Here is a 23890-nt window from a genome sequence, read left to right on the forward strand (position 1 = left end):
CCGTAATGGCGCAAATACGTCCCACCATAAGGCGACGTGAAAGGAAGATGAGCATGATGAAACGACTTCTCGCCTGTTTGGGAATGATCGCGGCTTTGGGCTTTGGTGCGCTGATATCAGTCACGCCAGCGACGGCGCAGGCCTGCCAAGAAGGTGTGCTTTGCATTGAGCTGGATAGCCCGAATATCGAGCCTTTGCCCTTCGCGGCCCCTACCTTCATCGCGGAATCTGCGGGTGCGGATCAATATGCGCGTGATTTGGCGTCGGTCGTTGCGGCGGACTTGCAAGGCTCTGGCTTGTTCCGCTCTATTAGCCAAGACGCATTCATCAGCCAGATCACCAGCTTTGACAGCCCTGTTCAATATGCCGACTGGAAGGCGATCAACGCGCAAGCCTTGGTCACTGGCGCGGTATCGGTGACGGGTGACGGGCAGATTGTGGTGAAATTCCGCTTGTTTGATGTGTTCGCAGAGAACCAAATGGGCGAGGGGCTGCAATTCGTAGGCTCCACCAATGGATGGCGTCGCATGGCGCATAAAGTGGCGGATGCGGTCTATTCGCGGATCACGGGCGAAGGTGCCTATTTTGACAGCCGCACCGTATTTGTCTCGGAGACCGGCCCCAAGAACGCCCGCTTAAAGCGTTTGGCGGTTATGGATTATGACGGCGCGAACCAGCAGTTCCTGACAGATGCGCAGGCGATTGTGTTGGCACCGCGCTTCTCACCAAATGGCGACCGTGTTTTGTATACGTCTTACGAGAGCGGCTTCCCGAAGATTTACGTGCTCGACGTGGCCTCTGTTGGGCGCCGCGTTCTGCAAGACCAACCGGGCACCATGAGTTTCGCACCGCGTTTTGCCCCGAACGGTCAGGATGTGGTGTTCTCTCTAACCACGGGGTCAAACACGGATATCTACAAGCTGAACCTTGCTTCGGGCCAACGCTCACAGCTGACCTCTAGCCCAGCGATTGAGACCGCACCTAGCTATTCGCCTGACGGCACGCAAATCGTGTTTGAAAGCGACCGCTCCGGCACGCAGCAGCTATACGTTATGAGTGCGAACGGTGGGGAAGCCACGCGCATCTCATTTGGGCAGGGGCGTTATGGCACGCCGGTTTGGTCCCCGCGTGGGGATCTGGTGGCCTTTACCAAGCAAAATCGTGGTCGTTTCCACATTGGCGTGATGCGCACCGACGGCTCGGGCGAGCGCTTGCTGTCTGCGTCGTTCCTGGACGAAGGCCCCACTTGGTCGCCGAATGGTCGTGTGATCATGTTCACCCGTGAGACTGCGGGCTCCGGCGGGTCCTCGACATTGTATTCGGTGGACATTTCGGGCCGTAACCTGAAGGCCGTGCAAGCCAACGCATCCGACCCAAGCTGGTCGCCTCTGCTGAAATAAACCGTGAGATTCCCTTTCCGCCGTTCTCGTGCTAGGTTCGGCGCAATCGAGCTAATAAAATAATGACCCATAAGGATCAGACCCCATGAAGACGCTTTCGAAAGTCACCCTAGTGACCGCCACCTTGGCGCTGGCCGCCTGCGGTAATAGCCGTTTTGACAACAATGGCGCAGGTGCGAACGGTGCCGGAGCCAATGGGCTTGGCAACAACGGGGTATCGACCTCGGCCTTAGACCCAAGCAGCCCCGCATATTTCAACCAGACCATTGGCGATAAAGTGCTGTTCGCGGTGGACCAATCCACGATCAACGACACGGCCCGCGCCACATTGAGCCAGCAAGCGACATGGTTGAACAACAACCCAAGCTACACCGCGATCGTTGAAGGCCATGCCGACGAGCAAGGCACCCGTGAATACAACCTCGCTTTGGGCGCTCGCCGCGCGGCTGCTGCACGCGATTTCCTTGTGGCCAACGGTGTCGCCGACAGCCGCCTGCGTACGGTGACCTTTGGCAAGGAACGCCCGCTTGAGGTCTGTTCAACCGAAACCTGCTATGCGAAGAACCGTCGTGCGGCGACTGTGATCTCCGCTGGTATTGGCAGCTGATAGGCTAAAATTATGCGCAAGGTTCTAATGTGTTTGAGTTTCGCTCTGAGTGTGGGGCCACTGGCCGCGCAGGATCAGAACCTTGCGGATATACGCTCCGAATTGGGGCAACTGAATTCCTCGATTGTGCAACTGCGGTCCGAATTGACGAGCGGCAACACGGGCGGGCTGGTGATCACCGGCGACGTTTTGCAGCGCATCGACGTGATTGAGGCCGAACTGGCCAAGCTGACCTCCAAGACCGAAGGGCTAGAGAACCGCATCAACCGTGTGGTGACCGACGGCACCAACCGCGTAGGCGACTTGGAATTCCGCTTGTGTGAACTGGAAGCGGGCTGCGATCTTGGCTCTGTTGGGCAAGCGTCCACTTTGGGTGGCGACACCGGTGCGGCACCTGCAGCCGCAGTTCCCACCGCCAGCCCTGATACGGGCGGGGCGGAGTTGGCGATTTCCGAGAAGGCAGATTTTGAGCGGGCGCAGGAGGCGCTCGCATCAGGTGACTTTCAGCGCGCCGCGGAGCAGTTTACGGCCTTTAATGAATCCTACCCGGGCGGCCCGCTAGCCTCCGAGGCGTATTTCTTGGGCGGTCAAGCCTTGGCCCAGTCGGGTGACTGGAACAACGCGGCGCGTTCCTATTTGGAAAGCTTCTCAGGCTCACCTGAAGCACCGCGCGCACCGGAAGCTTTGATGCGTTTGGGGCTGGCATTGTACGAGTTGGGGCAAGCCGACGAGGCCTGCTTGATGCTCAAAGAAGTGGGCGTACGCTATCCGGGCTCGGACCAAGTGCTTCCGGCCAATTCGTCGATGCGCAACCTTGGCTGCCAGTGACCGCGCCCAAGCTTAACGACGACTTCAAGACGAATATCGCTGCCAATGGGCTGCTTGGCGTGGCCGTCTCTGGCGGAGGCGACAGCATGGCGTTGCTGCATATGTTGCTGCAAGCGGGCGCATCTGTGAGCGTTGCCAGCGTCAATCATAACCTTCGACCGGAAGCTGCGGATGAAACGCGGGCTGTTGCCGATTTTTGTGCAGCATGTGGCGTACCCCATGAGGTGCTGCAATGGCATTGGGACGGGCAAGGAAACTTGCAAGACCAAGCGCGGCGCGGGCGATATGCGGTGTTGGTGGGGTGGGCCAAACGGGTCGCGGTAAACGGGGTGGCTTTGGGGCATACCGCTGACGACAACATCGAGACATTTATGATGGAGCTGTCGCGTGGCGCGGGCCTAGATGGCCTGTCAGGCATGCGGCCTGAGTTCGTGCGTGATGGGGTCACCTTCTATCGCCCTTTGCTAAATGCACGACGCGACGCGCTGCGCGATATGCTCCGAGATGTGGGAATTAACTGGAGCGACGATCCCAGCAATGATGACCCCAGCTATCAACGCATTCAAGTGCGCCAAAACATGGATGCCTTGAGCGCGGTGGGGATCACGACCGAGCAGGTGTTGAAGTCGCTGGGCAACCTTCAATCCACGCGGCGGGACGTGAATGCAGATCTTGTCGCAGCACTGAAAGGGCATTTTGCATATGACCGCGGCGACCTGTGCTTTGATCTGACGTGGCTCGAAAACCTGTCATCTGAGTCGCAGCGTAGGATTGTCAGTTCAGCACTTCAGTTCGTCTCAGGGCAGGAATATGCGCCGCGTGGGTCCAAATTGATGCGGCTTCTGGCGGATTTGCGCCAAAAATCCACGTTGCACGGATGTGTGATCTCGGTGTGGGGCGATCAATTGCGGATTGGTCGGGAACTTTCGGCGGTGTCGCAGCTTTCTACCCCTTCAAATGAACTGTGGGACAACAGGTGGCAAGCAACTGGAAAACACGGGAAAACCACTGAAATTCGGGCCTTGGGCGAAGTCGGGCTTTCGCAATGCCCTAATGATTGGCGTGAAACAGAAATGCCGCGCACATCGGTGCTGGCATCACCATCGGTGTGGGAAGAGGCGGTCTTAATTGCGGCTCCCTTGGCCGGATACACGAATAATTGGTCGATTACGTTGCGAGAACGTGGGTTTGAGTACCCTGAGTTCATTTTATCGCATTGAACCTGCGCCACTTATCCCTATTTTAACTCCAACGGCTGTAAGCGACGTAACTATCTGCGTCGAGGCCGAGCTGATTTAGGAGAATTCCCTTGGGCAACGCGAGAAACATCGCTTTCTGGGTCATATTGTTTTTATTGATCCTCGCTCTCTTTAACCTGTTCAACGGCGGCCAAACCGCGGCTGACTCCCGCACGATTCCTTATTCGGAGTTTGTGTCGCGTGTTCAGTCTGGCGATGTGAGCCAAGTGACGTTGGATGGAGAGAACATTGTTCTGCAATCCGGAAGCGAACGCTTCACCACGATTAAGCCGGAAGGGGTCGATGTGACGCCTGTACTGCTTGAGAACAACGTGGCGATTGAGGCTAAGAGCCAAGAACAAAACGGTATTTTGGCTTATGTGGGCACGTTGTTCCCATTCCTTGTGATCATCGGTATCTGGATTTTCTTCATGAACCGGATGCAAGGTGGCGGCAAAGGCGGGGCGATGGGCTTCGGCAAATCCAAGGCCAAGCTGCTGACTGAAAAGCAGGGGCGCGTCACCTTCGACGACGTGGCCGGTATCGATGAGGCAAAGGACGATCTGGAAGAGATTGTTGAGTTCTTGCGCAACCCGCAAAAGTTCAGCCGTTTGGGCGGTAAAATCCCGAAAGGCGCACTTTTGGTGGGCCCTCCAGGGACTGGTAAAACACTTCTGGCGCGTGCTGTTGCAGGCGAAGCTGGTGTGCCGTTCTTCACCATTTCCGGCTCTGACTTCGTTGAAATGTTCGTGGGTGTGGGTGCTTCACGCGTTCGTGACATGTTCGAACAGGCGAAAAAGAACGCGCCTTGCATCGTATTCATCGATGAAATTGACGCTGTTGGCCGCTCCCGTGGGGCAGGTTACGGCGGTGGTAATGACGAACGTGAGCAGACGCTGAACCAACTTCTGGTTGAGATGGACGGCTTTGAGGCCAACGAAGGCATCATCATCGTAGCCGCGACCAACCGTCCTGACGTTTTGGACCCTGCGCTTCTGCGTCCGGGCCGCTTTGACCGCCAAGTTCAGGTGCCAAACCCGGACATCAAAGGCCGCGAGAAGATCCTGCGCGTGCACGCGCGCAAAGTTCCACTTGGCCCAGATGTTGATCTGCGCATCATAGCGCGCGGCTCCCCCGGGTTTTCGGGTGCTGATTTGGCGAACCTTGTGAACGAATCCGCGTTGATGGCGGCTCGTGTTGGTCGCCGTTTCGTGACGATGGAGGACTTCGAGAACGCCAAGGACAAAGTCATGATGGGGGCGGAACGTCGCTCCATGGTGATGACCGAGGACGAGAAGGCGCTGACTGCATACCACGAAGCGGGCCATGCAATCGTCGGGCTGAATGTGCCACAACATGATCCGATCCATAAAGCGACGATCATTCCGCGCGGCCGCGCCTTGGGTCTGGTGATGAGCCTGCCTGAGCGTGATCAGCTGTCTGTCACCAAGACCAAATACACGTCGAAGATCGCCATGGCGATGGGCGGCAAGGTTGCGGAAGAGCTGAAGTTTGGGCCTGAAAATGTGACCTCTGGCGCGACATCCGACATTCAGCAAGTATCTAGAATCGCACGCGCTATGGTGACGCAATTCGGCTTTGCCGAAGAGCTGGGCCATGTTGACTACGCCAACGAGCAACAATCGCACCTTGGGGCTTACAGTGGTGGCACAAACCACTCTCAAGAAACACAAAAGATTATCGACCAGAAGGTAAAAGAGCTGGTGGATGAAGGCTACGAGACTGCGAAACGCATCCTAACCGAGAAAAACGACGAGTGGGAACGTCTTGCGCAAGGTCTTCTGGAATATGAGACCCTGACGGGATCGGAGATCGCAAAGGTGGTTGCTGGCCAATCGCTGAACCGCGATGACGACGAAGAGGACGATACCCCTGACAGCGGCTCCACCTCTGTTGCGGCTATTCCGAAGACGCGTAAGTCTAAGACGCCGAAATCGGATGGTGGCATGGAGCCGGAACCCTCGGCGTAACCCATCGTTGATGTAAGTTTTTGAAACGCCCTGCCGGAAACGGTGGGGCGTTTTTGTGAAGGGGCATGTCACAGAGTTTGATTGGACAGCATTGGGCACGTGTCGCAAAGTTTGCCAGAATTTCTGACACTAAGGATCGCCCCATGCCCGCTTTGATGAAAACCGAATACACTGGCACCATTGTCTGGTTGGGGGTCGTCGTAGATCGCGACACGGCTTTGAGATCGGCACCGGTCCAGCGCGTCGCCGCGAACCTTTCGGGCCTTGATGGGGAGGATCACGGGGGACTGACCCGTCCGTCTTGCAGTCGCGTGGTGAGCCAATACCCTAAAGACACCAGCATCCGAAACACGCGGCAGGTTTGTATCGTGTCCGCCGAAGAAATGGCCGCGGTAGCCAAGGGAATCGGCGTGGATGCCTTTAACCCTGAATGGTGCGGGGCAAATATCGTGATCGATGGAATTCCCGATTTCACACATATTCCTCCGTCCTCTCGGTTGCAGATGTCTGACGGCACGACATTGACCGTTGATATGGAAAATCGACCCTGCCATTTGCCCGCGCCCGTGATCGAAGAGGATGCCCCAACGCACGGGCGTGCGTTCAAGGCGGCGGCGAAGGATCGGCGCGGTGTGACGGCATGGGTTGAACGTGAGGGTGTCATTCGTGTGGGCGATACGGTCACATTGCACATTCCTGCTCAGCGAGCATGGAGCGAAGCGGACGCGTGAACCAATGCTAAGGCGGGCGCGAATGACCATCTAAGTTTCCAATCTGAAACCGATAACGACCCATAAGGCGATTCCGACTCCATAAATGTCGGAAATGCGAGGCGAGGGTGGCCCTATGCCCGATATAGGCGAAGGTAGACAACAATACCGACGCCTAATTGCGCGGGCCAAAGGGAGACTACCATGAGCTTCAAGACCGACATCGAAATTGCCCGCGAGGCGTCCAAACGTCCTATCCAAGAGATCGGCGACAAGCTGGGCATCCCAAGCGCCGACCTGCTGCCGTTTGGCCATGACAAGGCAAAGGTATCTGCCGAGTTCATCGCCGCACAACGCGGCAAGAAGGACGGCAAGCTGATCCTTGTCACTGCGATCAACCCGACCCCAGCGGGCGAGGGCAAGACCACGACAACAGTTGGCCTTGGCGACGGGTTGAACGCGATTGGTAAGAAAGCCGCAATTTGTATTCGCGAAGCCTCGCTTGGCCCATGCTTCGGCATGAAGGGTGGGGCGGCTGGTGGCGGTTACGCGCAAGTGGTGCCGATGGAAGAGATGAACCTGCATTTCACGGGTGACTTTCATGCGATCACCTCGGCGCACAACTTGCTGTCGGCAATGATCGACAACCACATCTATTGGGGCAATGAGCTGGAAATCGACGAGCGCCGTGTCGTTTGGAAGCGGGTGCTCGACATGAATGACCGCGCCTTGCGCGACTGCGTGACCTCGCTTGGTGGCGTTGCCAACGGCTTCCCGCGCCAGACTGGTTTCGACATTACCGTGGCCTCTGAAGTTATGGCTATCTTGTGCTTGGCGTTGGACTTGGATGATCTGCAAAAGCGCCTTGGTGACATTATCGTGGCCTATCGTCGTGACCGCTCCCCGATCTATGCGCGCGATATTAAGGCCGACGGCGCGATGACGGTCCTTCTGCAACAAGCCATGCAGCCGAACCTTGTGCAAACGCTGGAAAATAACCCAGCCTTCGTGCACGGCGGACCATTCGCGAATATTGCACATGGGTGCAACTCAGTGGTGGCGACGACCACAGCCTTGAAGCTGGCCGACTATGTGGTAACAGAGGCGGGCTTCGGCGCGGACCTTGGGGCCGAGAAATTCATGAACATCAAGTGCCGCAAAGCCGGTATCGCGCCGGATTGCGTTGTACTGGTGGCGACTGTGCGAGCAATGAAAATGAACGGCGGCGTGGCCAAAGCTGATTTGGCCGAGGAAAATGTATCAGCCGTGGAAGCTGGTTGCGCGAACCTTGGACGCCACATTGAGAACGTCAAATCGTTCGGTGTGCCGGTTGTGGTCGGGATCAACCATTTCTCTGGCGACACGGATGCGGAAGTGGCGGCGGTGACCGCTTACGTAGAATCCCAAGGGTCGGAAGCGATCTTGTGCAAACACTGGGCGCATGGCTCCGACGGTGTGACAGAATTGGCAACTCGTGTGGCCGAAATTGCGGACAGCGAGGCGTCGCAATTCGCACCGCTCTACAATGACGAGCTAAGCCTGATGGAGAAAGTTGAGACCGTCGCTAAACGTATCTACCGCGCGGATGAAGTGTTGGCGGACAAGAAAATCCGTGATCAACTGCGCCAGTGGGAAGACGCGGGTTACGGCCATTTGCCGGTGTGCATGGCGAAGACGCAATATTCCTTCTCGACGGATCCGAACTTGCGCGGCGCGCCGGTTGGGCACTCCTTGCCTGTGCGTGAGGTGCGACTGTCGGCAGGTGCAGGCTTTGTGGTCGTCGTCTGCGGCGAGATCATGACGATGCCGGGTTTGCCAAGGGTCCCATCGGCAGAGGCGATCATGCTAAATGACGACGGAGAGATCGAAGGTCTGTTCTAAATACTCAAAAGCGTGGCCGTAACAGGCCACGCTTTATAAGTTTTTGGCCGTTTGTGATTGAAACGCCAGCGCGTGGCGTATTAGTCAGGCGGCAAATGTGAGCGTGTTGAGCGAAGGATTATGAGATGACGGCGACGAAAATTGACGGCAAGGCCTTTGCGGCAACGGTCCGCGAGAAGGTGGCTGCACATGTTGCACGGATCAAAGATGAGCACGGGATAACACCAGGTTTGGCCGTGGTGCTGGTTGGGGAAGATCCAGCCTCTGAGGTTTACGTTCGCAACAAGGGTAAGCAGACCTTGGAGGTCGGCATGAACTCGTTTGAGCATAAGCTAGACGCAGATGTGTCCAAGGAAGAACTATATGCGCTGATCGAGAAGCTGAACGCCGATCCGGCGGTGCATGGCATTCTGTGCCAATTCCCTGTCCCTGATCATTTGAACGAGCAAGAGATCGTGGCGAGGATTGATCCGGCTAAGGACGTTGACGGACTGCATGTTGTCAGCGCCGGCTTGTTGGCCTCTGGGCAACGCTCTTTGGTGTCTTGCACGCCACTCGGTTGCCTGATGCTGCTGCGTGACCAGCTGGGCAGCCTGTCGGGGCTGGACGCGGTGGTGCTGGGGCGCTCCAACCTTGTGGGCAAGCCTATGGCTCAGCTGCTGCTGGGCGATAGCTGCACGGTGACGATTGCACATTCTCGGACCAAAGACCTACCGGAAGTGGTTGGTCGTGCGGATATCGTGGTCGCAGCTGTTGGGCGCCCTGAGATGGTGCCGGGCGACTGGATCAAACCAGGTGCGACTGTGATTGACGTAGGCATCAACCGTCTGGACGCGCCGGAGCGAGGCGAGGGTAAGACCCGTCTCGTTGGTGATGTGGATTACAAATCTGCCGCTGAAGTGGCTGGGGCGATCACGCCTGTGCCCGGTGGCGTTGGGCCAATGACGATTGCCTGCCTGCTGGCCAACACATTGACTGCGTGTTGCCGTGCGAACGATCTGGCAGAGCCGGAAGGCCTGACAGCTTAAGAACGCGACGTAGTTTGGAATTGAGGCGGCGACATGGGAAATCACGTCGCCGTTTCTCGTTTTAGAGCGCTAGTGCTTAATCTCTTCATCTTTCACGTACATGTTGGCCCATGCACGGTCGATTAGCTCTGGCGTCATCTGGTTCGGGATGCCTTCATATTCGCAAACGGCGATCATTTGGTCGATCAGGAAGTTCGCGTGGTAGTTGGCGTAGACGTTGTCAATCGTCGGGTAGCGGACCTTCAATAGGTGAATGAGCGCTTCTTCATTCAGCGGAATTTTCTTCTTCTTGGCGACCATCGCTAGAACCTTGAGAAATTCTTCCTGCGTTGGGCCGTCAATTTTGATCTTGAAGAAAATACGACGCAGGGCCGCGCCATCGAACATCTCGTTGGGGTGGAAGTTGGTTGAGAAGATCACAAGCGTGTCGAATGGTACCTCAAATTTTTCGCCCGATTGCAGGGCCAAGATATCGTACTCGGCCTCCATGGGAACAATCCAACGGTTGATCAGGGCCTGTGGCGGCTCTTCTTGGCGGCCAAGGTCATCCACGATGAACACGCCGCCGGTCGACTTCAACTGAAGCGAGGCTTGGTAGGTGCGTGATGTGGCGTTGTAGTTCAGGTCGAGCATGTTGAGCATCAGCTCACCGCCGGTCATAACCGTCGGACGTTCGCACATGAGATAGCGTTTGTCGTAACGGTTGTCGGTGCGGCGCAGCGATGATGTTTCCGTCACTTCGTCTTCGACGATTGTGTGCACGATTGGATCGTATAGCGTCACAACTTGTCCTGCATATTCAATGCATTGCGGGATGTAAATCATGTCGCCCAATGCGTCACGAATACCGTTGGAAATCGCGGACTTACCGTTGCCGGGAGGGCCGTAAAGTAGGATCGAGCGGCCAGAGCTTACCGCAGGACCAAGATTGTCGAGCAGATCATCAGGCAGGATCAAGTGACCCATATTGCCAAGCAACTTGTCGCGGGTGATCTGGATGTTGCGCACGGATTGGCGCTTCACCTGCTCTTTGTACATTTCAAGTGGTACGGGCAGGGCGCCGTAATATTCGGACTGCGAAAGCGCATCCAAGGCACGCGATTTTCCTGCATCTGACAGCTGAAATGCCATCTCTGAGCCGGAGCCTGCGTGTAGTGTGCCTTGTGCCTCAATGAGCTTTTGCTCACGGGCGATTTCTACCAGTTGCTGGGTCAAGGCAAGGGAGAGGCAGATTGCCTCCGACATGTCCGAGACGTGCTCTAGGTTTTTGCGGAAGACCGTTTTCAACAAGATGTCGCGCATCATCACGATGCTAAGTCCTGTGTCTTTCAACGACTTCGGAGCGACTGGGGCCTGTACGCCGGTGTTTGTTTGCATGTTCATGTGCTCTGCCTTACGTGCCGATTGTTCGGCATCCTTTCGCTAAGTTTACCAATTTCGCCATGTTCAAACAACAAAAACGATCCCGCTTCTAAAAGCATGCCAGCTCAGTTAGCTTAAAGGCACAGTTAATGCCGCCAAAAGAGAGCGGGACACGAGGGGTATGGGCATGGACGACGGTATGGATAAGGCTGGAGCAAGGCTTTTTCTTGTCTACCTACTGGGGTTGGTCGCACTTATGGGCGGCCTGTCACTGGCAAAGGGCGGGTTATATGTGGACCGCCATGAGGGCGACACGCTTCATTTGGTCGAAATTGTCCTACGCATGTCGGAGGGACAATGGCCGCACCTTGATTTCGTGACACCTTTGGGTGTGCTTTGCTTTCTACCGATCGTGGCCTTTGTTTGGTTGGGTTTCGGGGTGGGGACAGCCATTTTACTGGCGCAAGTCAGCGTGGCCATTTTGCTGATCCCAATGGTGTTTTGGCTCGCGAAAAGCCGGTTGACGCGAGGCATGGCATACGGTGTTGGAGCGCTGGTTATGGTGCTGACACTGGCCATGATCCACGGCGAGGCGGCTGCGTCTTTGTCGCTATCGATGCATTACAACCGCTGGGCTTGGGCTTTCGCGTTTGTCGCGACATTGATCGCAGTTTTAGAGCCCAAACAGGCAAGCAACCAATGGCTGGACGGGCTTATCCTTGGGGTGGCGTTCAGCTTCTTTATGATGGGCAAAATCACCTACGGTGTAGCGTTCGCGCCTGGGATCGTGGTGGCACTGGCAATGCGCGGTCAATGGCGTGCAATTGTGGTGACCCTCGGCGTGGTTGCCGGTTTTGCGGTAGCGTTGACGTTGATCGGTGGGGCGGGCATGTGGGCTGCTTACCTCGGTGATTTATTGTTGGTCGCTGGAACCGACATTCGCCCCCGCGCGGGCGTTGATATGGCCACACTGTTAACGGCCCCCAAATATGCGTTGGGGATCGCGGTTTTAATCTTGTCGGTGGTCGTGCTGCGACGCGGTGTGAACCCAGAACTGGGGATCGTTTTGGTGCTTCTTGCCCCCGGGATGATCTATGTCACCTACCAGAATTACGGGAATGACCCTAAGTGGTTGGCGCTACTCGCTGTGATGCTTTTGGGGGTGTCCCGCACGCCGCAGATCATCGCGCTGGCGGTGGTTGCTTGTGCGCTAATTGCCCCGTCATATTTTAACATGGCCACGAGCCCAATGCGCCATTTCGCAACCAAAACGGCAGGGTATTCATCACTGTTTGAAGGAACTTCGAATGCCGAACAACATGATGACTTGTTTACAAAAACGGAGCGTGTGAACCGTATTTTGAAGCGCGAACCGATGATATTCGAGAGTGAGGAATTCGCTTACCTGAACGATCAGGCTGCCCATGTCGCGCCGGTTGAATTCCAAGGGGAAGTGATGCCCGCGTGCTCGCAAGAGTTGGGCTTAATTGGAGTGACCAAAGCCATTGCCAAAGATTTGGACGAGGCTGGTCTATCAAAGGGCAAGGCCGCTTTTGTGGCCGATACCTTTGGGAACCAATGGATGTTTGGCGGGTTAGAGCCGACCAAGGGCGGGGCCCCGTGGTACTATGGAAAGCTGACGGGGTACGAGGACGCCGACTATCTGCTGGTGCCAACGTGTTCGACGACCCCTCATGCGTTTCGATTGATTTTGAATGATGTGACCGCGCTAGGTGAGCAGCTTACGGAGGTCCGCCGCACCGAGTTATATATCTTGTTTGCGAAGCCTTAAGAAAAGGCTGTGCGCGCGAGATAAATGATCAGCGTTGCGGCCAGTGGCAACCCCATGGGGAAGTCTCTGGTGCGCTCCCAGCTTTCCCAATTGGGGGCTAGTTTGCGCAGCGCGGTTACCCGTGCCAAGCGGTGCAAGATGAATGCGACAATGGTGGCAACAGCGAAGATAGCCAAAGCGCCAGTGGCGTCAATCAAGGCCACAAAAGGGGCCATTGCAGCGGCGAATTTTGCGTCGCCAGCGCCGATTAATCCAGTAATCGACATTACAAATCCGATTGCCAGTACGACTGCGAAATGTGCATAGCGCCACAGGTATTCATCGAGCGGAAGGGCGATCACGCCGACGATTGCGAAGAGGGCGAGCAGGGCCAAAACGGCCTTGTTCGGGATTTTCATGCGAGCGAGATCGCTCCACGCGACCCACAGACAAATGAGGGTGGCAAGGGGCAGGGCCCATAGTGCGAAACTCGTCATGGCTTAGCTTTCGAGCGTTCGTAAGGAGCGTACGGCTGCCTCAAAGTGCTGCGGATGGGTCTCGATTGCTTCTTGCAGCAAAGACTTACCTGTTTCAGTGTCACCTTGTTTGATGGCCGATAGGGCCAAGGTGTGCAGCAATTGAGCACGCTCTACTTGGGTGACCTGAATGATTGGCAGCGTGTAGTTCTTACGCGCACCGCGGGCCAATACCATATTGTTTTTGGCCGTGAACAGGCTTGGATCATAGGTGATCGCTTCACCAAAGAGGCGTTCAGCATTGTCATAGTCGCCACGTGTCAATTTCGAGAAACCCCAGTTGTTCAAAACTGAACCGGGTGTTGTGGTCAGACCAACGGCCGTCTCGTAGAAACTATCGGCTTTCTTCCACTCTTTGTTGGTGTCCGCGATTATGGCCTCTAGGCGGTAACGCTCGAAGGTCTCATGGGTCGGAGGAACATCGTCGAGAACTTTCTCGGCTTTCTTCCACTCCCCTTGGCGCACCAGCGCGTTGGCGTAAAAAACTTTGTCGTCGCTGTTGGATTCTGGGTGCTTAACGATCTTAGCCCAAACAACGCCCGCTTCAGTTGCGCGTTTTGCGCGGAGCAGGGATTGGCCATGGCCGCGTTGCAGATCCAATCGATCAGGATCGTTAATGGAGGCTTTTTGGAAGTAGTTGACGGCCTCGTTAGGGTCCGCGACTGTCAGCATGATGCTATTGAGATTGGTCTCATCAATCACATTGACGTTTTTCAACGTCTTACTGTATTCGTCCTTGTTGCCTTTTTCGCAAGCTGCAAGGGCAATTGTGCTGATAAGACACAGCATTCCTGTCTTCATGTGGCGCATGGGGCGTCCTCTACTCTGCTCTCAATGGCCTTGTGATCAGGGCGCCTGAAGTATCAGGTAGCGGCCGTTCCCGCGTCTCACCAAGTCGAAGGCTCTTTCGTCTTTTTCTGAAGTATAGGCAGGGTTTTCGAGTTTAGCGAGCGCGCGGCTAAGGTTTTCCCTGATTTCGTCCGATTTGCCACTATCGAGGGCAAATGCGGTTTTGAATACGCGGCTGGCTTCCCCAACTTGGCCCATTTCCATGAGGACGACACCTAGATTATTCCAAGCAGGAACAAAGGTTTGGTCCACTTTTATCGCACGACGGAGCAGCTGTTCTGATTGGCCTAAACGGCCAAGATGCAAGTTGACCGAACCCAGTGCACTCAGCACGTCGACGGTGGTGCCTTGTTCTCCGGCTGCGCGAAGATAGGCTTTTAGCGCAAGTTCGAATTGACCTGCTGCCATGAGGCGGTGCCCCACGGCTAAGCCATCAACCGATTGTAGGCGGGTGACGTCACCGGTTGGTGGAAAAGGACTAGCCCCCTCGCTAAGCGTGGGGGCTTTTTCCTCGCATCCTGCGAGGGTTAGTCCAATTATTGCTGCGCCCACCAAAATCCGCATAGATCAATTAACCGCCACCACCGTTTAGGTTCTTATAGATGTCGTAGATCGATGGGCCGATCAAAATGATCAAAAGTGGAGGCAAACAGAACAACATAGTTCCCAGCGTGAGCTTGGTTGGCAACACGTTCGCCTTTTCCTCGGCGCGCATCACGCGCTTGTCGCGCATCTCGGAGGCATAGACGCGAAGGGCGTCCGCAATAGAGGTACCAAAGCTGGTCGATTGGATGAGCACGGTCACAAAGCTGGACACATCCGGCACGCCTGCGCGTTCAGCCATATCACGAAGTACGGTGATACGGTCTTTACCGGCCTTCATCTCGTTTGCGACCATTTGGAATTCATCGGCAAGGGCAGGGTAGCCCGCGCGAATTTCAGCCGCCACGCGGATGATGGATTGGTCCAAGGCTTGGCCCGCTTCAACACAAACAAGCATCAAGTCGAGGCTGTCTGGGAAGCCGGCTTCGATTTCGTCTTGGCGTTCTTGGCGGCGACGTTCGATCCAGTATTTAGGCAGGTAATAGCCCGCCCCACCTGGGATCACGATCGCAAGGATCATGTCGCGTGTAGAAACATCGTCGCCGGCAAGGAACAAAACATAGAACAAGCCGAGGGTTAGGAACAACAACCCAAGTGCAAACTGTGCGAAGTGAAAGGTGCGCACGGCGGTCTTTTGTTTGTAACCAGCTTGTAGCAGTTTGAGCTTCATTCCCTGTAGCTCTTCTACATCTTGCGGCTCTAGGAAGTTGGCAAATTTGTCGAGCTTGTCGGTCCCATTGGCCGTCCGCAAGGAGGAGCCATCTTTATTGGACCGCGAGCTGGAGCGTTTTGCCTCTTCGCGAATGCGATCAAGCGGGTCTTTTTGCTTCTTGAGCATGGTCGGCAAAGTGACCAAAACCATAGTAAAGCCCAGCAAACCGACCGCCAATAAGGGGCCAAGCTCGCCAAAATTCTCAACGAGAAGGTTGTTTATGGATTCAATGAACTGCATCTCATTACACCTTGATGTTGACCATGATGCGCATGAAAACCATGTTCACCACGAGGAATATGCCCACCACGATACAAGCGGGAATGAAAAACTCGGTCTCTTTTACTTCTGTGTAATAGTCTGGCTCCATGATGTTGATGCCGACCAATGCGAGAAGCGGGAAGATGGAAAGGAACATACCCGACCACTTGGCCTCGGCAGTGATGGCTTTCACACGGCGGAACAGTTTGAAGCGTGCACGAATAACTTGAGAAAGACCGTGCAGAATTTCAGCCAAGTTACCACCGGAGGTTTGTTGGATGGTCACGGCCACTGCAAGGAACCGCAAATCTTGCATGTCCATGCGTTCAGCCAAATGTTTCAGGCTTTCCGAGACGTCGCGGCCGTAAGCGGATTCATCCGCAATTACACCGAATTCGGTGCCGAGCGGGTCGGCGACTTCTTTAGCAACAATGTTAATGGCGGATGCAAAGGGATGTCCAACACGCAAGGAACGGACCATAAGTTCGATTGCATCTGGAAGCTGTTCTTCCATTAACTCCAAGCGTTTTTTACACTTGTTGTTAACCCAAACGTAGACAGCACCGATCCCCATGGCGAGCGCGATCACGCCGCGTACTGGGGCCGCAGCTTCGGTCATCTGGCTTAAAACTGCAAAGATGACGGCTGCCAACGCGAACATTATCCCGATTAGAGCTGTCGGGGTGAACGCGATATTTGCGCGCAAGGCTTTGTCTGCCAACATGGAATAAAGCGGTATGCCGCCCGAATTCATGTGCTGGTTCATCTCCTTGCGGAGCTGTTCGAGCACTTTTTCGCGCGTGCCGCCTTTTTGGATCATGTCCAAGCGACGGTTAACTTTACTGTTCAGGCTGATCGACTTGCCGAAGACGACAAGGTAGATCCCCTCAATCAACATCAATACGGCTACGAAGATTATGCCGTAAAGTATTGGTTCAAAACTGATTTCCATGACTAGTTACTCCGCTGCGACTGGTTCGTAGATCGAAGCTGGAAGGTCATAACCCCACTGCTTGAACCGATCGGAATAATGCGAGCGCACACCAGTTGGCGTGAACTGACCAATGATCTTCCCGTCAGGCTGCAAACCCAGGCGTTGGTAACGGAAGACCTCTTGCATGGAGATAACATCACCTTCCATGCCCGTAATTTCTGTGATCGACACCATGCGGCGCGAGCCGTCTTGCAAACGCGAGGCCTGCACGATCAAGTTCACGGCCGAAGAAATCTGCGCTCGAACGGCTTTAATCGGCATCTCGATACCGGCCATAGCGATCATGTTCTCAAGGCGAGACACACCGTCACGTGCCGAGTTGGCGTGGATTGTGGTCATCGATCCATCGTGGCCGGTGTTCATGGCTTGCAACATGTCGATAACTTCTTCGCCGCGTGTCTCACCAACGATGATGCGGTCAGGACGCATACGAAGGGCGTTTTTCAAACAATCACGCTGGGAAACAGCGCCTTTGCCCTCAACGTTGGCAGGACGGCTTTCCATCCGGCCGACGTGAACCTGTTGTAGTTGAAGTTCCGCCGTATCCTCGATGGTCAGGATGCGTTCAGAGTTGTCGATGAAGGACGACAATGCGTTTAGTGTTGTGGTTTTACCAGAACCTGTACCACCAGATACGATAACGTTTAGGCGGCATGCGACGGCGGCTTGCAAGTAGGCGGCCATTTCTTCGGAAAAAGCGCCAAACTTAACCAGGTCGTCGATGCCCAGCTTTTCTTTCTTAAACTTACGAATGGAAACCAGTGAGCCGTCCACCGCGATAGGCGGAACCATGGCGTTGAAACGCGAACCATCTTTCAAGCGTGCATCCACGTAAGGGTTTGATTCATCTACACGACGACCCACGGCGGATACGATTTTGTCGATGATCCGCAGAAGGTGTTTTTCGTCTTTGAAACGGGTGTTCGTCAACGACAGCTTACCATCGCGCTCAACGAAGACGCGGTTCGGCCCGTTGACGAGAATATCGTTCACTGTTTCATCTTTTAGAAGCGGCTCTAACGGGCCAAGACCCGTGACTTCGTCAAACAGTTCAGCGTGAAGTGTCTGGCGTTCATCCTTGTTAAGGATGACGGACATTTCTTCCAAGCCTTCGGCGCAGATAGAGGCGATTTCCGACTTCAACTCAGCTTCCGGCGCATCTTCCAATGCAGCAAGATTTAAGTTGTCGAGTAGGCGGTGGTGCAACTCAGAACGGACTTCTTCAAGTCGTTGGCGACGTTTTAGCTCTTTGTCTTGCGCAATGACATCAGCCGGTGCAACGGCTGCTTTAACTTCGGACTTACGCATGCTCGCAGAACTGTCCGCTTTTGGATTTTCTGCTGGTTTCGGCGCGGCGGCTGCCGGCGCGACTTTAGGAGCTGTATCTGTCTTTTTGTAACGCGAGAACATACTGGTAACCCTTGCTATCCTGTGGCTTCCGCCTGATTTGCTTCATGTAGGGAATTCGCCAATTTCGCGATTTCCTTGCGCAATGGATTTTTTGCGGCTGTGTCGACCAATGGAAGACCGTGATCACAGCTTTGCGCGACCTGCTTGCCGCCGTCCGGCATGTGCAGCTCCATCGAAATTTCAAGGCTTTCGGCCATTCGTTTCGCACGGCTTTTGCCAGACATGTCAGTGAATTTGGGCGCTCTATTCAAGACGTAACGGATCTTTTCGTAGGGCAGGCTCTCAGATTTAAGAGCACGGATCATACGAAGAGCATTTTGCGCGGACCGTAAATCAAGTTCCAGCAAACCAAAGTAGACGTCCGACATGCCGAGTACTGTTTCGGTCCATTGAACCAAAGTGGTTGGCATGTCTACGATGACGTAATCGAAGTTGCGACGGGCAACAGTGATCAACTTCTCAATTTCTTCAGGACCCAGCATATCCAACGGGATCATGTCCGCGGGCGCGGTAAGGACCTGCAACTTGTCGTTGAATGTCGTCAACGTTGCATGGAAAGAGTCGTCGTCCATGCTTTCGATGTCTGACAACATTTCCAAAACAGAATCGCGTCGTGGAAGATCAAGGTACGTGGATGCAGAGCCAAACTGGAAGTCCAGATCAAGCAAGCAAACAGTTACGTCAGCCTTTTTATCGACGGTTGCCAGCTCCCACGCCAGATTGACCGCAAAGGTCGAACTTCCAGCGCCGCCAGCAAGCCCGTGAACCGGAAGAACAACACCCGCATTGGTGCCAACTTTGCCTGTCGATGTCTTTTCTGTCTCGGCGGCAGCGGCAGCCTCAGCTTGTACTGCCTCTTCTTGCTGATTGACCCGCACAATTGAATCGTGCAGCGCGCCTTCAGGAAGCGGGTAGGGGACGAAGTCATTCGCACCCAACTTTAGAAGCTGGTGCAGAGCAATCGGGGTTACGTCCTCAGCGATCAAAATCACTTTGATATTAAGATCTTTAGCGCGGGTGATGATGTCACCGATGAGCGTAAGATTGTTCTCGTCTGAGGTGTCGACTGCGACGGCAATGAATTCTAGGTCTGTCGCGTCGGGTTGCGACAAATATGCGTTTGCGTCGTCGAAGCTTAAATCGCCCCAAGCCTCGCCCAATTCTGTTTCCATGTCCTCGATCAATAGATCGAAGTTTTGGACGTCGCGTGCGACGGTACAGGCTGTAATGGGTGCCGGATCTGTTTTTAATGCTACACTGCTCGTCATGCCTAAATCCCAATTGGCCAAAACACGGCCGGGTCATGTCATTGAGGCGCTGAGTTTGCTGCTAGCGCCCCGCTGACTGTTTGCGGTTTTAAAACCAACAAGCCGCCTTTTGACGGATTGTGGCTTATCTCGAGACAAGGAATGCTTAGCAAAAGGGGCGAGAATGGGGCCAAATTAGCGAAAAACTGAGGTATTATTTCCGTTATTGCACTATTCGTTCCCGTGCGAGCGTTTCATCGCTCTTTGCGGAGTCCACATATTCGCGTTTCACGACAATTCCGTACTTACCATTAAGTAGAATTGGGTTGTCTTGAACGAAGCCACTGACTTCAGTGACGGTACGGCGATTTCGGCGTTCAGCATTCTCTGTAGCGATTACAGGTTTCGTTTCCCCGAAAGAGGAGACAGCCTCAAGGCGAGATCTGCTAATTCCTTGCTTAATCAAGAAGCTAACGACTGCATTTGCGCGGCGAAGCCCAAGAGATTTGTTCGCAGCATTGGATCCGACCAAATCGGTGTGCCCATAGACGCGGAAGGTCACTTCAGGGAACTGGCTGATCCAGTTCGCCTGCTCAAGCAGCGCTGCGCGCGCGTTTGCATCAAGCTTTGAGGAATTGAACTCAAAGTTCACCTGCGTGTTTACGTCCGCAGCGAAGCGGTGCCCAAGAGACTCGGCCGCTGAGATTGAACCGTTCGCAAGCAAAGTGTTGGTCATGGTCGGGTTGCCGAAGCCGCCTTCGTCCAAGCTGCCACCGGCTTCACGGTCAAAGTCCGAATATGTTGCGCAAGCAGACAAGCTTACCGATAATGCTGCGATAATCGCGAGCGTTGATGTTGTCTTAAGCATTGATATTACTCCAAAACATAGCCGTAAGAGCCAGCGAAGTCCTGGCGGGCCACTTCACCTGTGGAGGTGCGACGGCTGCGAACTTCGCGCCCAATCTTACCGTTCAAGAAGAACTCACGTTCGGTAGGAGGACGAATACGGTCTGTTGATACCACGAGGCTGTCACCACGTGTTGGTGTCACAAGATGTGCGGTCACGATAACAACCAGCTCCGATTGGCGACGTTCAAAGTTTGCCGAGCGGAACAATGCCCCCAACACGGGGATGTCACCGAGCCAAGGAACCTGTCCGGCGAGATCGGTAAAGTCATCTTGCAGAAGGCCTGCAATGGCGAAGCTTTCACCATCGCGCAGCTCCACAGTCGTGGACGAGGCGCGACGCGAGAACGCGTTAACCGAGAAACCATCGTTGGTAACGGTGATCGTGTTGTCGATGCCGGATACCGCGGTGTCCATTTTCAGGTTGATGATGTCTTCATCTAAAACTGTTGGTGTGAAATTCAATTCAACACCAAAAGGTTTGAACTCAACGCTAACCGAGCCGTCATCAGAGACAGGAACCGGATATTCACCACCAGCAAGGAAGGTCGCTTCTTGACCCGATAGGGCGGTCAGGTTTGGCTCAGCTAAAGTGCGAATAAGGCCTTTGCTTTCAAGAGCTTCCAGAACGACCAAGGCCCGAAGGCTGCCGCTGCCGAATCCAAATGAGAACACGCCGTTGCGTTCACGCGATGAATTGATTGCACCAGCTGTCGCACCGGTACCTAACGCGCTGGTCAGGTTGTTGGCTGACGACAATGTATTGGTGAACCCGTTGGCTCCGGTGTTGCCACCAGCCGTTTGAAAGCCAAGGCTTGCGGACAAGTCTTTAGACACAGAGCGGGTCATTTCCGCAAAACGCACTTTCAGCATCACTTGTTGCGTGCCACCGACGCTCATCAGGTTGGATACGGCCTCCGGTGCATAACGCTCGGCCAGATCCAAGGCGCGATCCAGCTTCGAGATGCTGGAGACAGTTCCAGACAGCACGAGGCCGTCATTCGCTGTGCGCACTTCAATGTTTTCACCTGGGAGGATTTCGCGAAGACGTTCTTTGAATTCGGAGATGTCAGGGGAGACCCGCACTGACACATTCGTAATCAAGCGACCATCAGGTCCCAACAGGGTAAGGGTCGTACGTCCTGGGGATTTCCCAAGTACATAGATCGTGCGGTCAGACAGAGTCGCAATGTCAGCGATTGCCGGGTTTGCCACTGAAAGCTCAGCGAAGGGTACGTCACTTTCGACGACCACAGCACTGTTGATTGCCACATTAAGTTTGCGCGCGGTGGACTGGTTGGTCACCGTAAGGGTCTGTGCGAACCCTGTCTCTGGTACAAACGTGGTAAGCGCCAAGCCGAATAGGCTTGCGCAGAAATACTGCTTCAATTTCATTGTGATCTGCCTCTCTGATCACTTGGGTTGAACGGGTCTTTTGCCCATTTTCTCCAAGAGCATGCGCGAATTCGAATTTTATTGCAATAATCAGGTATTTAACGAGCGTCGTTTATGTGGGTCTGTCGCAACACAACGCAATTTATGGTAGCTCACAAAGAAACGGCACCCAATATAGGGTGCCGTAAGGTCTTTGACTTTTCTGTTACCTTAGTTCGTGCAGGGGATCGGGATTTCTACAACTTCAGCGCCTTTACGCGTTTTGATTGTACAAACCTTTTCAACCTCTTTCGCCACTACGGCTTTATCTTGGATGCCTAGAAGCTGGTTCTGATCGATCTCAACAGCGGCAACCTCGGCATCATCACCTGCACCAACAAGGGACAAGGACAAACGACCCGATGACTGTGCTTGTGCCAAGGCACCAACCTCACTCGGGGATGCGGCAACCGTAACCGTGCGCGCAATAGTTGGGGCGGAGCGATCGCCGTCCGCAATTTGGTCTACAGCAAGGAGTTTCAACTTGGTGTCGATCAATTTAGTGACCTCACGGCCTTGACTGTTGCCGGTCCAATATACGTCGACGTGGTCGCCTGGGCGCAAGAAGCCGGACACACCGGATGATACGTCAACACGAAGTGCGAAGGCGCGCATGCCTTTCTCCAATCGGGAGGACACACCAGCGTCTTCACCCGGAGAAGTTACTTTCGCAAGCAATACTGCTTCGTCTTTTTCCATTACACGTAGAACGGTGCGCAATTCACCAGTGGTTGGGAATAGGAGCGGGCCTTCAGGCTCTTCGCCCTCTACAACAGGGTTATTCTTGAACGCGCCCTCTGGGATGGCATTGTTTGGCCAAGCGACGACTTGCACGTCATCTTTGGTCAGCACCTCACCATAAGCCATCTGCCGTTTGACGATGAAGACAGCCTCAAGTGGTACGTTGCTTTTGAGTTGGTGCTCTTGATCAGCTACTTTCTTCTTGTACTGATCGAACCTGTTTTTCGCCATATAAGCAGCGAAGCCCGCTAAGGCTACGCCAACTATTAGCACTAATCCGAATACCAAACGCATTTCTTGCCCCTTTTTCAATATGTAATACCCTGCAATTTTGACGCAGGATCACTCGTATGGCCCTTACATGAAGGCCAAATACGGCAAAAAGAGGGTAGGGGCGTGAATTTACGGCGGCGTTAACCGGCTTTGCCTAGAAAGATGTGCTGATCAATTGGCTACTTAGTTCGGCGTTCACGTCGCCGGTCAAATCTTCTGTACCATCAATGACGACCCCCATTGATGCGAGGGCCAAGCCAATGACACCGGCTGCTAAAATGACCCAATCAACAGTGACTGCGCCAGTTTCGTCGCCCCAAAAATGGGAAACTAGGTATTTCATATTTCTCTCCGACAGAACGGGCTCAAGTGGCTCGTACGCGAAATGTATCGCAATGAATTAAGGCAGAAGTTGGGGGGAATGTGGCGGTTTTGACATAATTGAGAGTCAACTTGGAAACGGTTCGTTTCGTTTCTTGGCTCAAATGTTTGCAGGGAGGCAACGCAAAAAAGGCCGCAATCAAGCGATAGCGGCTAGTACCAAAGACCGTTCGATGAACCGCCGATTAGAATGTCGTGATTTTCTGCTGAGCTTCAAGTTGGTAGCCGCGATCTTGGTCGAGTTGTTTTACACCACTTTTTACGAATGCAAAAACGGCGACACTAAGGATCGCTCCGGCAGCAACGAGAACGAACATGTCTGAATCTATTATACCTGTTTCATCGACAATGAAGTCAGCGATTTGTTCACGTAATCTCATAATCTTTCCCTTAGATTAATCTAGTTCGGCTCCGCGCGACCTCCTTGGTCGGCGAAACAGTTCTGATTGCTTTACGTTATTGTTACTGGAGACTTGGGCAGGAATGGGGCGGAAATCGTTCATTATTTGTAATGTGTTAGCTGCTCAAATGAAAAAAGACCGCACTCCAGGGGAGCGCGGTCTAATCTTAAGGTCACACTAGGTGACGACTAACTTAGAAAGTAGTCGAGATACCTTGGCCAGTCAGCTGGTTTTCGATGTCGCCGGACAGGTCTTCCAGACCGTCGGAAACAGAAGCCATAACGGCGATGCCGAGGCCAACGATAGCGGCTGTCAAAACAACCCAG

The 23890-nt window shown here is 54.3% G+C and carries 22 protein-coding genes; 9 read left to right on the plus strand and 13 right to left on the minus strand.

Annotated features, from left to right (window positions below; translation table 11 throughout):
• Positions 1-83: 83 nt before the first annotated feature.
• The 8 genes from tolB (at position 84) to folD (ending at position 9683) form a co-directional block, all read left to right on the plus strand.
• Entirely contained in the window at positions 84-1400 is a 1317-nt protein-coding gene (tolB, locus tag ABJN86_RS07340) for a Tol-Pal system beta propeller repeat protein TolB (protein WP_348365968.1), read from the plus strand.
• 85 nt (positions 1401-1485) lie between these two features.
• Positions 1486-2007 (plus strand): peptidoglycan-associated lipoprotein Pal, encoded by a 522-nt coding sequence (pal, locus tag ABJN86_RS07345; RefSeq protein ID WP_348365927.1) that lies wholly within the window; start codon positions 1486-1488, stop codon positions 2005-2007.
• Between the two features lie 12 nt (positions 2008-2019).
• On the plus strand, positions 2020-2835 hold the full coding sequence (gene ybgF / locus ABJN86_RS07350; protein WP_348365929.1) for a tol-pal system protein YbgF: 816 nt from the start codon (positions 2020-2022) through the stop codon (positions 2833-2835).
• Positions 2832-4055, plus strand: coding sequence for a tRNA lysidine(34) synthetase TilS (gene tilS / locus ABJN86_RS07355; RefSeq protein ID WP_348365930.1), 1224 nt, complete (start codon positions 2832-2834; stop codon positions 4053-4055). The genes ybgF and tilS overlap by 4 nt, the downstream gene beginning before the upstream one ends.
• A gap of 89 nt (positions 4056-4144) precedes the next feature.
• Positions 4145-6064: an ATP-dependent zinc metalloprotease FtsH gene (gene ftsH, locus ABJN86_RS07360; protein ID WP_348365932.1), complete on the plus strand. Its 1920-nt coding sequence runs from the start codon at positions 4145-4147 to the stop codon at positions 6062-6064.
• A gap of 143 nt (positions 6065-6207) precedes the next feature.
• Entirely contained in the window at positions 6208-6795 is a 588-nt protein-coding gene (locus ABJN86_RS07365; protein ID WP_348365934.1) for an MOSC domain-containing protein, read from the plus strand.
• 183 nt (positions 6796-6978) lie between these two features.
• Positions 6979-8655 carry a formate--tetrahydrofolate ligase gene (locus tag ABJN86_RS07370; protein ID WP_348365936.1) on the plus strand — a complete coding sequence of 559 codons (1677 nt, stop codon included), beginning with the start codon at positions 6979-6981 and terminating at the stop codon, positions 8653-8655.
• Positions 8656-8780: 125 nt separating this feature from the next.
• Positions 8781-9683 carry a bifunctional methylenetetrahydrofolate dehydrogenase/methenyltetrahydrofolate cyclohydrolase FolD gene (folD, locus tag ABJN86_RS07375; protein ID WP_348365938.1) on the plus strand — a complete coding sequence of 301 codons (903 nt, stop codon included), beginning with the start codon at positions 8781-8783 and terminating at the stop codon, positions 9681-9683.
• Between the two features lie 69 nt (positions 9684-9752).
• On the opposite strand, the gene ABJN86_RS07380 is transcribed toward folD, so the two are convergent.
• On the minus strand, positions 9753-11066 hold the full coding sequence (locus ABJN86_RS07380; RefSeq protein ID WP_348365940.1) for an ATPase: 1314 nt from the start codon (positions 11064-11066) through the stop codon (positions 9753-9755).
• Between the two features lie 166 nt (positions 11067-11232).
• On the opposite strand from ABJN86_RS07380, the gene ABJN86_RS07385 reads away from it, so the two are divergent.
• Complete coding sequence (locus tag ABJN86_RS07385) at positions 11233-12837, plus strand: hypothetical protein (RefSeq protein WP_348365942.1); 1605 nt, start codon at positions 11233-11235, stop codon at positions 12835-12837.
• Here the strand turns inward: ABJN86_RS07385 and ABJN86_RS07390 are convergent.
• The 12 genes from ABJN86_RS07390 to ABJN86_RS07445 form a co-directional block, all read right to left on the minus strand.
• Positions 12834-13313 (minus strand): prepilin peptidase, encoded by a 480-nt coding sequence (locus ABJN86_RS07390; RefSeq protein ID WP_348365944.1) that lies wholly within the window; start codon positions 13311-13313, stop codon positions 12834-12836. The two genes, ABJN86_RS07385 and ABJN86_RS07390, sit on opposite strands and share 4 nt — an antisense overlap.
• A gap of 3 nt (positions 13314-13316) precedes the next feature.
• A complete protein-coding gene (locus tag ABJN86_RS07395; protein WP_348365945.1) occupies positions 13317-14162 on the minus strand; it encodes a tetratricopeptide repeat protein in 846 nt (281 codons plus the stop codon).
• A gap of 36 nt (positions 14163-14198) precedes the next feature.
• The gene (locus ABJN86_RS07400; protein ID WP_348365947.1) at positions 14199-14765 is read right to left on the minus strand and encodes a tetratricopeptide repeat protein; all 567 of its coding nucleotides are present in this window, start codon (positions 14763-14765) and stop codon (positions 14199-14201) included.
• A gap of 7 nt (positions 14766-14772) precedes the next feature.
• Positions 14773-15756 carry a type II secretion system F family protein gene (locus ABJN86_RS07405; RefSeq protein ID WP_348365948.1) on the minus strand — a complete coding sequence of 328 codons (984 nt, stop codon included), beginning with the start codon at positions 15754-15756 and terminating at the stop codon, positions 14773-14775.
• Between the two features lie 4 nt (positions 15757-15760).
• Complete coding sequence (locus ABJN86_RS07410) at positions 15761-16729, minus strand: type II secretion system F family protein (RefSeq protein ID WP_348365950.1); 969 nt, start codon at positions 16727-16729, stop codon at positions 15761-15763.
• A 6-nt stretch (positions 16730-16735) separates the two neighbouring features.
• Positions 16736-18181: a CpaF family protein gene (locus ABJN86_RS07415; RefSeq protein ID WP_348365952.1), complete on the minus strand. Its 1446-nt coding sequence runs from the start codon at positions 18179-18181 to the stop codon at positions 16736-16738.
• A 14-nt stretch (positions 18182-18195) separates the two neighbouring features.
• Complete coding sequence (locus ABJN86_RS07420) at positions 18196-19449, minus strand: AAA family ATPase (protein WP_348365954.1); 1254 nt, start codon at positions 19447-19449, stop codon at positions 18196-18198.
• Positions 19450-19651: 202 nt separating this feature from the next.
• Complete coding sequence (locus tag ABJN86_RS07425; RefSeq protein WP_348365956.1) at positions 19652-20296, minus strand: OmpA family protein; 645 nt, start codon at positions 20294-20296, stop codon at positions 19652-19654.
• 5 nt (positions 20297-20301) lie between these two features.
• Positions 20302-21729: a type II and III secretion system protein family protein gene (locus ABJN86_RS07430; RefSeq protein WP_348365958.1), complete on the minus strand. Its 1428-nt coding sequence runs from the start codon at positions 21727-21729 to the stop codon at positions 20302-20304.
• 210 nt (positions 21730-21939) lie between these two features.
• On the minus strand, positions 21940-22803 hold the full coding sequence (gene cpaB, locus ABJN86_RS07435) for a Flp pilus assembly protein CpaB (RefSeq protein ID WP_348365960.1): 864 nt from the start codon (positions 22801-22803) through the stop codon (positions 21940-21942).
• 133 nt (positions 22804-22936) lie between these two features.
• Complete coding sequence (locus ABJN86_RS07440; RefSeq protein WP_348365961.1) at positions 22937-23125, minus strand: hypothetical protein; 189 nt, start codon at positions 23123-23125, stop codon at positions 22937-22939.
• 223 nt (positions 23126-23348) lie between these two features.
• Positions 23349-23543 carry a hypothetical protein gene (locus ABJN86_RS07445; protein WP_348365963.1) on the minus strand — a complete coding sequence of 65 codons (195 nt, stop codon included), beginning with the start codon at positions 23541-23543 and terminating at the stop codon, positions 23349-23351.
• Positions 23544-23890 lie beyond the last annotated feature (347 nt).

Origin of the sequence: Litoreibacter sp., assembly GCF_039974535.1 — a bacterium.
In the GTDB taxonomy this organism is placed as follows: Bacteria; Pseudomonadota; Alphaproteobacteria; order Rhodobacterales; family Rhodobacteraceae; genus Litoreibacter.

Excerpts from the sequence above, each read along its gene's own strand:
- tolB (WP_348365968.1), top strand. The coding sequence starts at position 84 with ATGATCGCGGCTTTGGGCTTTGGTGCGCTGATATCAGTCACGCCAGCG.
- pal (WP_348365927.1), top strand. The coding sequence starts at position 1,486 with ATGAAGACGCTTTCGAAAGTCACCCTAGTGACCGCCACCTTGGCGCTG.
- ybgF (WP_348365929.1), top strand. The coding sequence starts at position 2,020 with ATGCGCAAGGTTCTAATGTGTTTGAGTTTCGCTCTGAGTGTGGGGCCA.
- ABJN86_RS07365 (WP_348365934.1), top strand. The coding sequence starts at position 6,208 with ATGCCCGCTTTGATGAAAACCGAATACACTGGCACCATTGTCTGGTTG.
- ABJN86_RS07370 (WP_348365936.1), top strand. The coding sequence starts at position 6,979 with ATGAGCTTCAAGACCGACATCGAAATTGCCCGCGAGGCGTCCAAACGT.
- folD (WP_348365938.1), top strand. The coding sequence starts at position 8,781 with ATGACGGCGACGAAAATTGACGGCAAGGCCTTTGCGGCAACGGTCCGC.
- ABJN86_RS07380 (WP_348365940.1), bottom strand. The coding sequence starts at position 11,066 with ATGAACATGCAAACAAACACCGGCGTACAGGCCCCAGTCGCTCCGAAG.
- ABJN86_RS07385 (WP_348365942.1), top strand. The coding sequence starts at position 11,233 with ATGGACGACGGTATGGATAAGGCTGGAGCAAGGCTTTTTCTTGTCTAC.
- ABJN86_RS07390 (WP_348365944.1), bottom strand. The coding sequence starts at position 13,313 with ATGACGAGTTTCGCACTATGGGCCCTGCCCCTTGCCACCCTCATTTGT.
- ABJN86_RS07395 (WP_348365945.1), bottom strand. The coding sequence starts at position 14,162 with ATGCGCCACATGAAGACAGGAATGCTGTGTCTTATCAGCACAATTGCC.
- ABJN86_RS07400 (WP_348365947.1), bottom strand. The coding sequence starts at position 14,765 with ATGCGGATTTTGGTGGGCGCAGCAATAATTGGACTAACCCTCGCAGGA.
- ABJN86_RS07405 (WP_348365948.1), bottom strand. The coding sequence starts at position 15,756 with ATGCAGTTCATTGAATCCATAAACAACCTTCTCGTTGAGAATTTTGGC.
- ABJN86_RS07410 (WP_348365950.1), bottom strand. The coding sequence starts at position 16,729 with ATGGAAATCAGTTTTGAACCAATACTTTACGGCATAATCTTCGTAGCC.
- ABJN86_RS07415 (WP_348365952.1), bottom strand. The coding sequence starts at position 18,181 with ATGTTCTCGCGTTACAAAAAGACAGATACAGCTCCTAAAGTCGCGCCG.
- ABJN86_RS07420 (WP_348365954.1), bottom strand. The coding sequence starts at position 19,449 with ATGACGAGCAGTGTAGCATTAAAAACAGATCCGGCACCCATTACAGCC.
- ABJN86_RS07425 (WP_348365956.1), bottom strand. The coding sequence starts at position 20,296 with ATGCTTAAGACAACATCAACGCTCGCGATTATCGCAGCATTATCGGTA.
- ABJN86_RS07430 (WP_348365958.1), bottom strand. The coding sequence starts at position 21,729 with ATGAAATTGAAGCAGTATTTCTGCGCAAGCCTATTCGGCTTGGCGCTT.
- cpaB (WP_348365960.1), bottom strand. The coding sequence starts at position 22,803 with ATGCGTTTGGTATTCGGATTAGTGCTAATAGTTGGCGTAGCCTTAGCG.
- ABJN86_RS07440 (WP_348365961.1), bottom strand. The coding sequence starts at position 23,125 with ATGAAATACCTAGTTTCCCATTTTTGGGGCGACGAAACTGGCGCAGTC.
- ABJN86_RS07445 (WP_348365963.1), bottom strand. The coding sequence starts at position 23,543 with ATGAGATTACGTGAACAAATCGCTGACTTCATTGTCGATGAAACAGGT.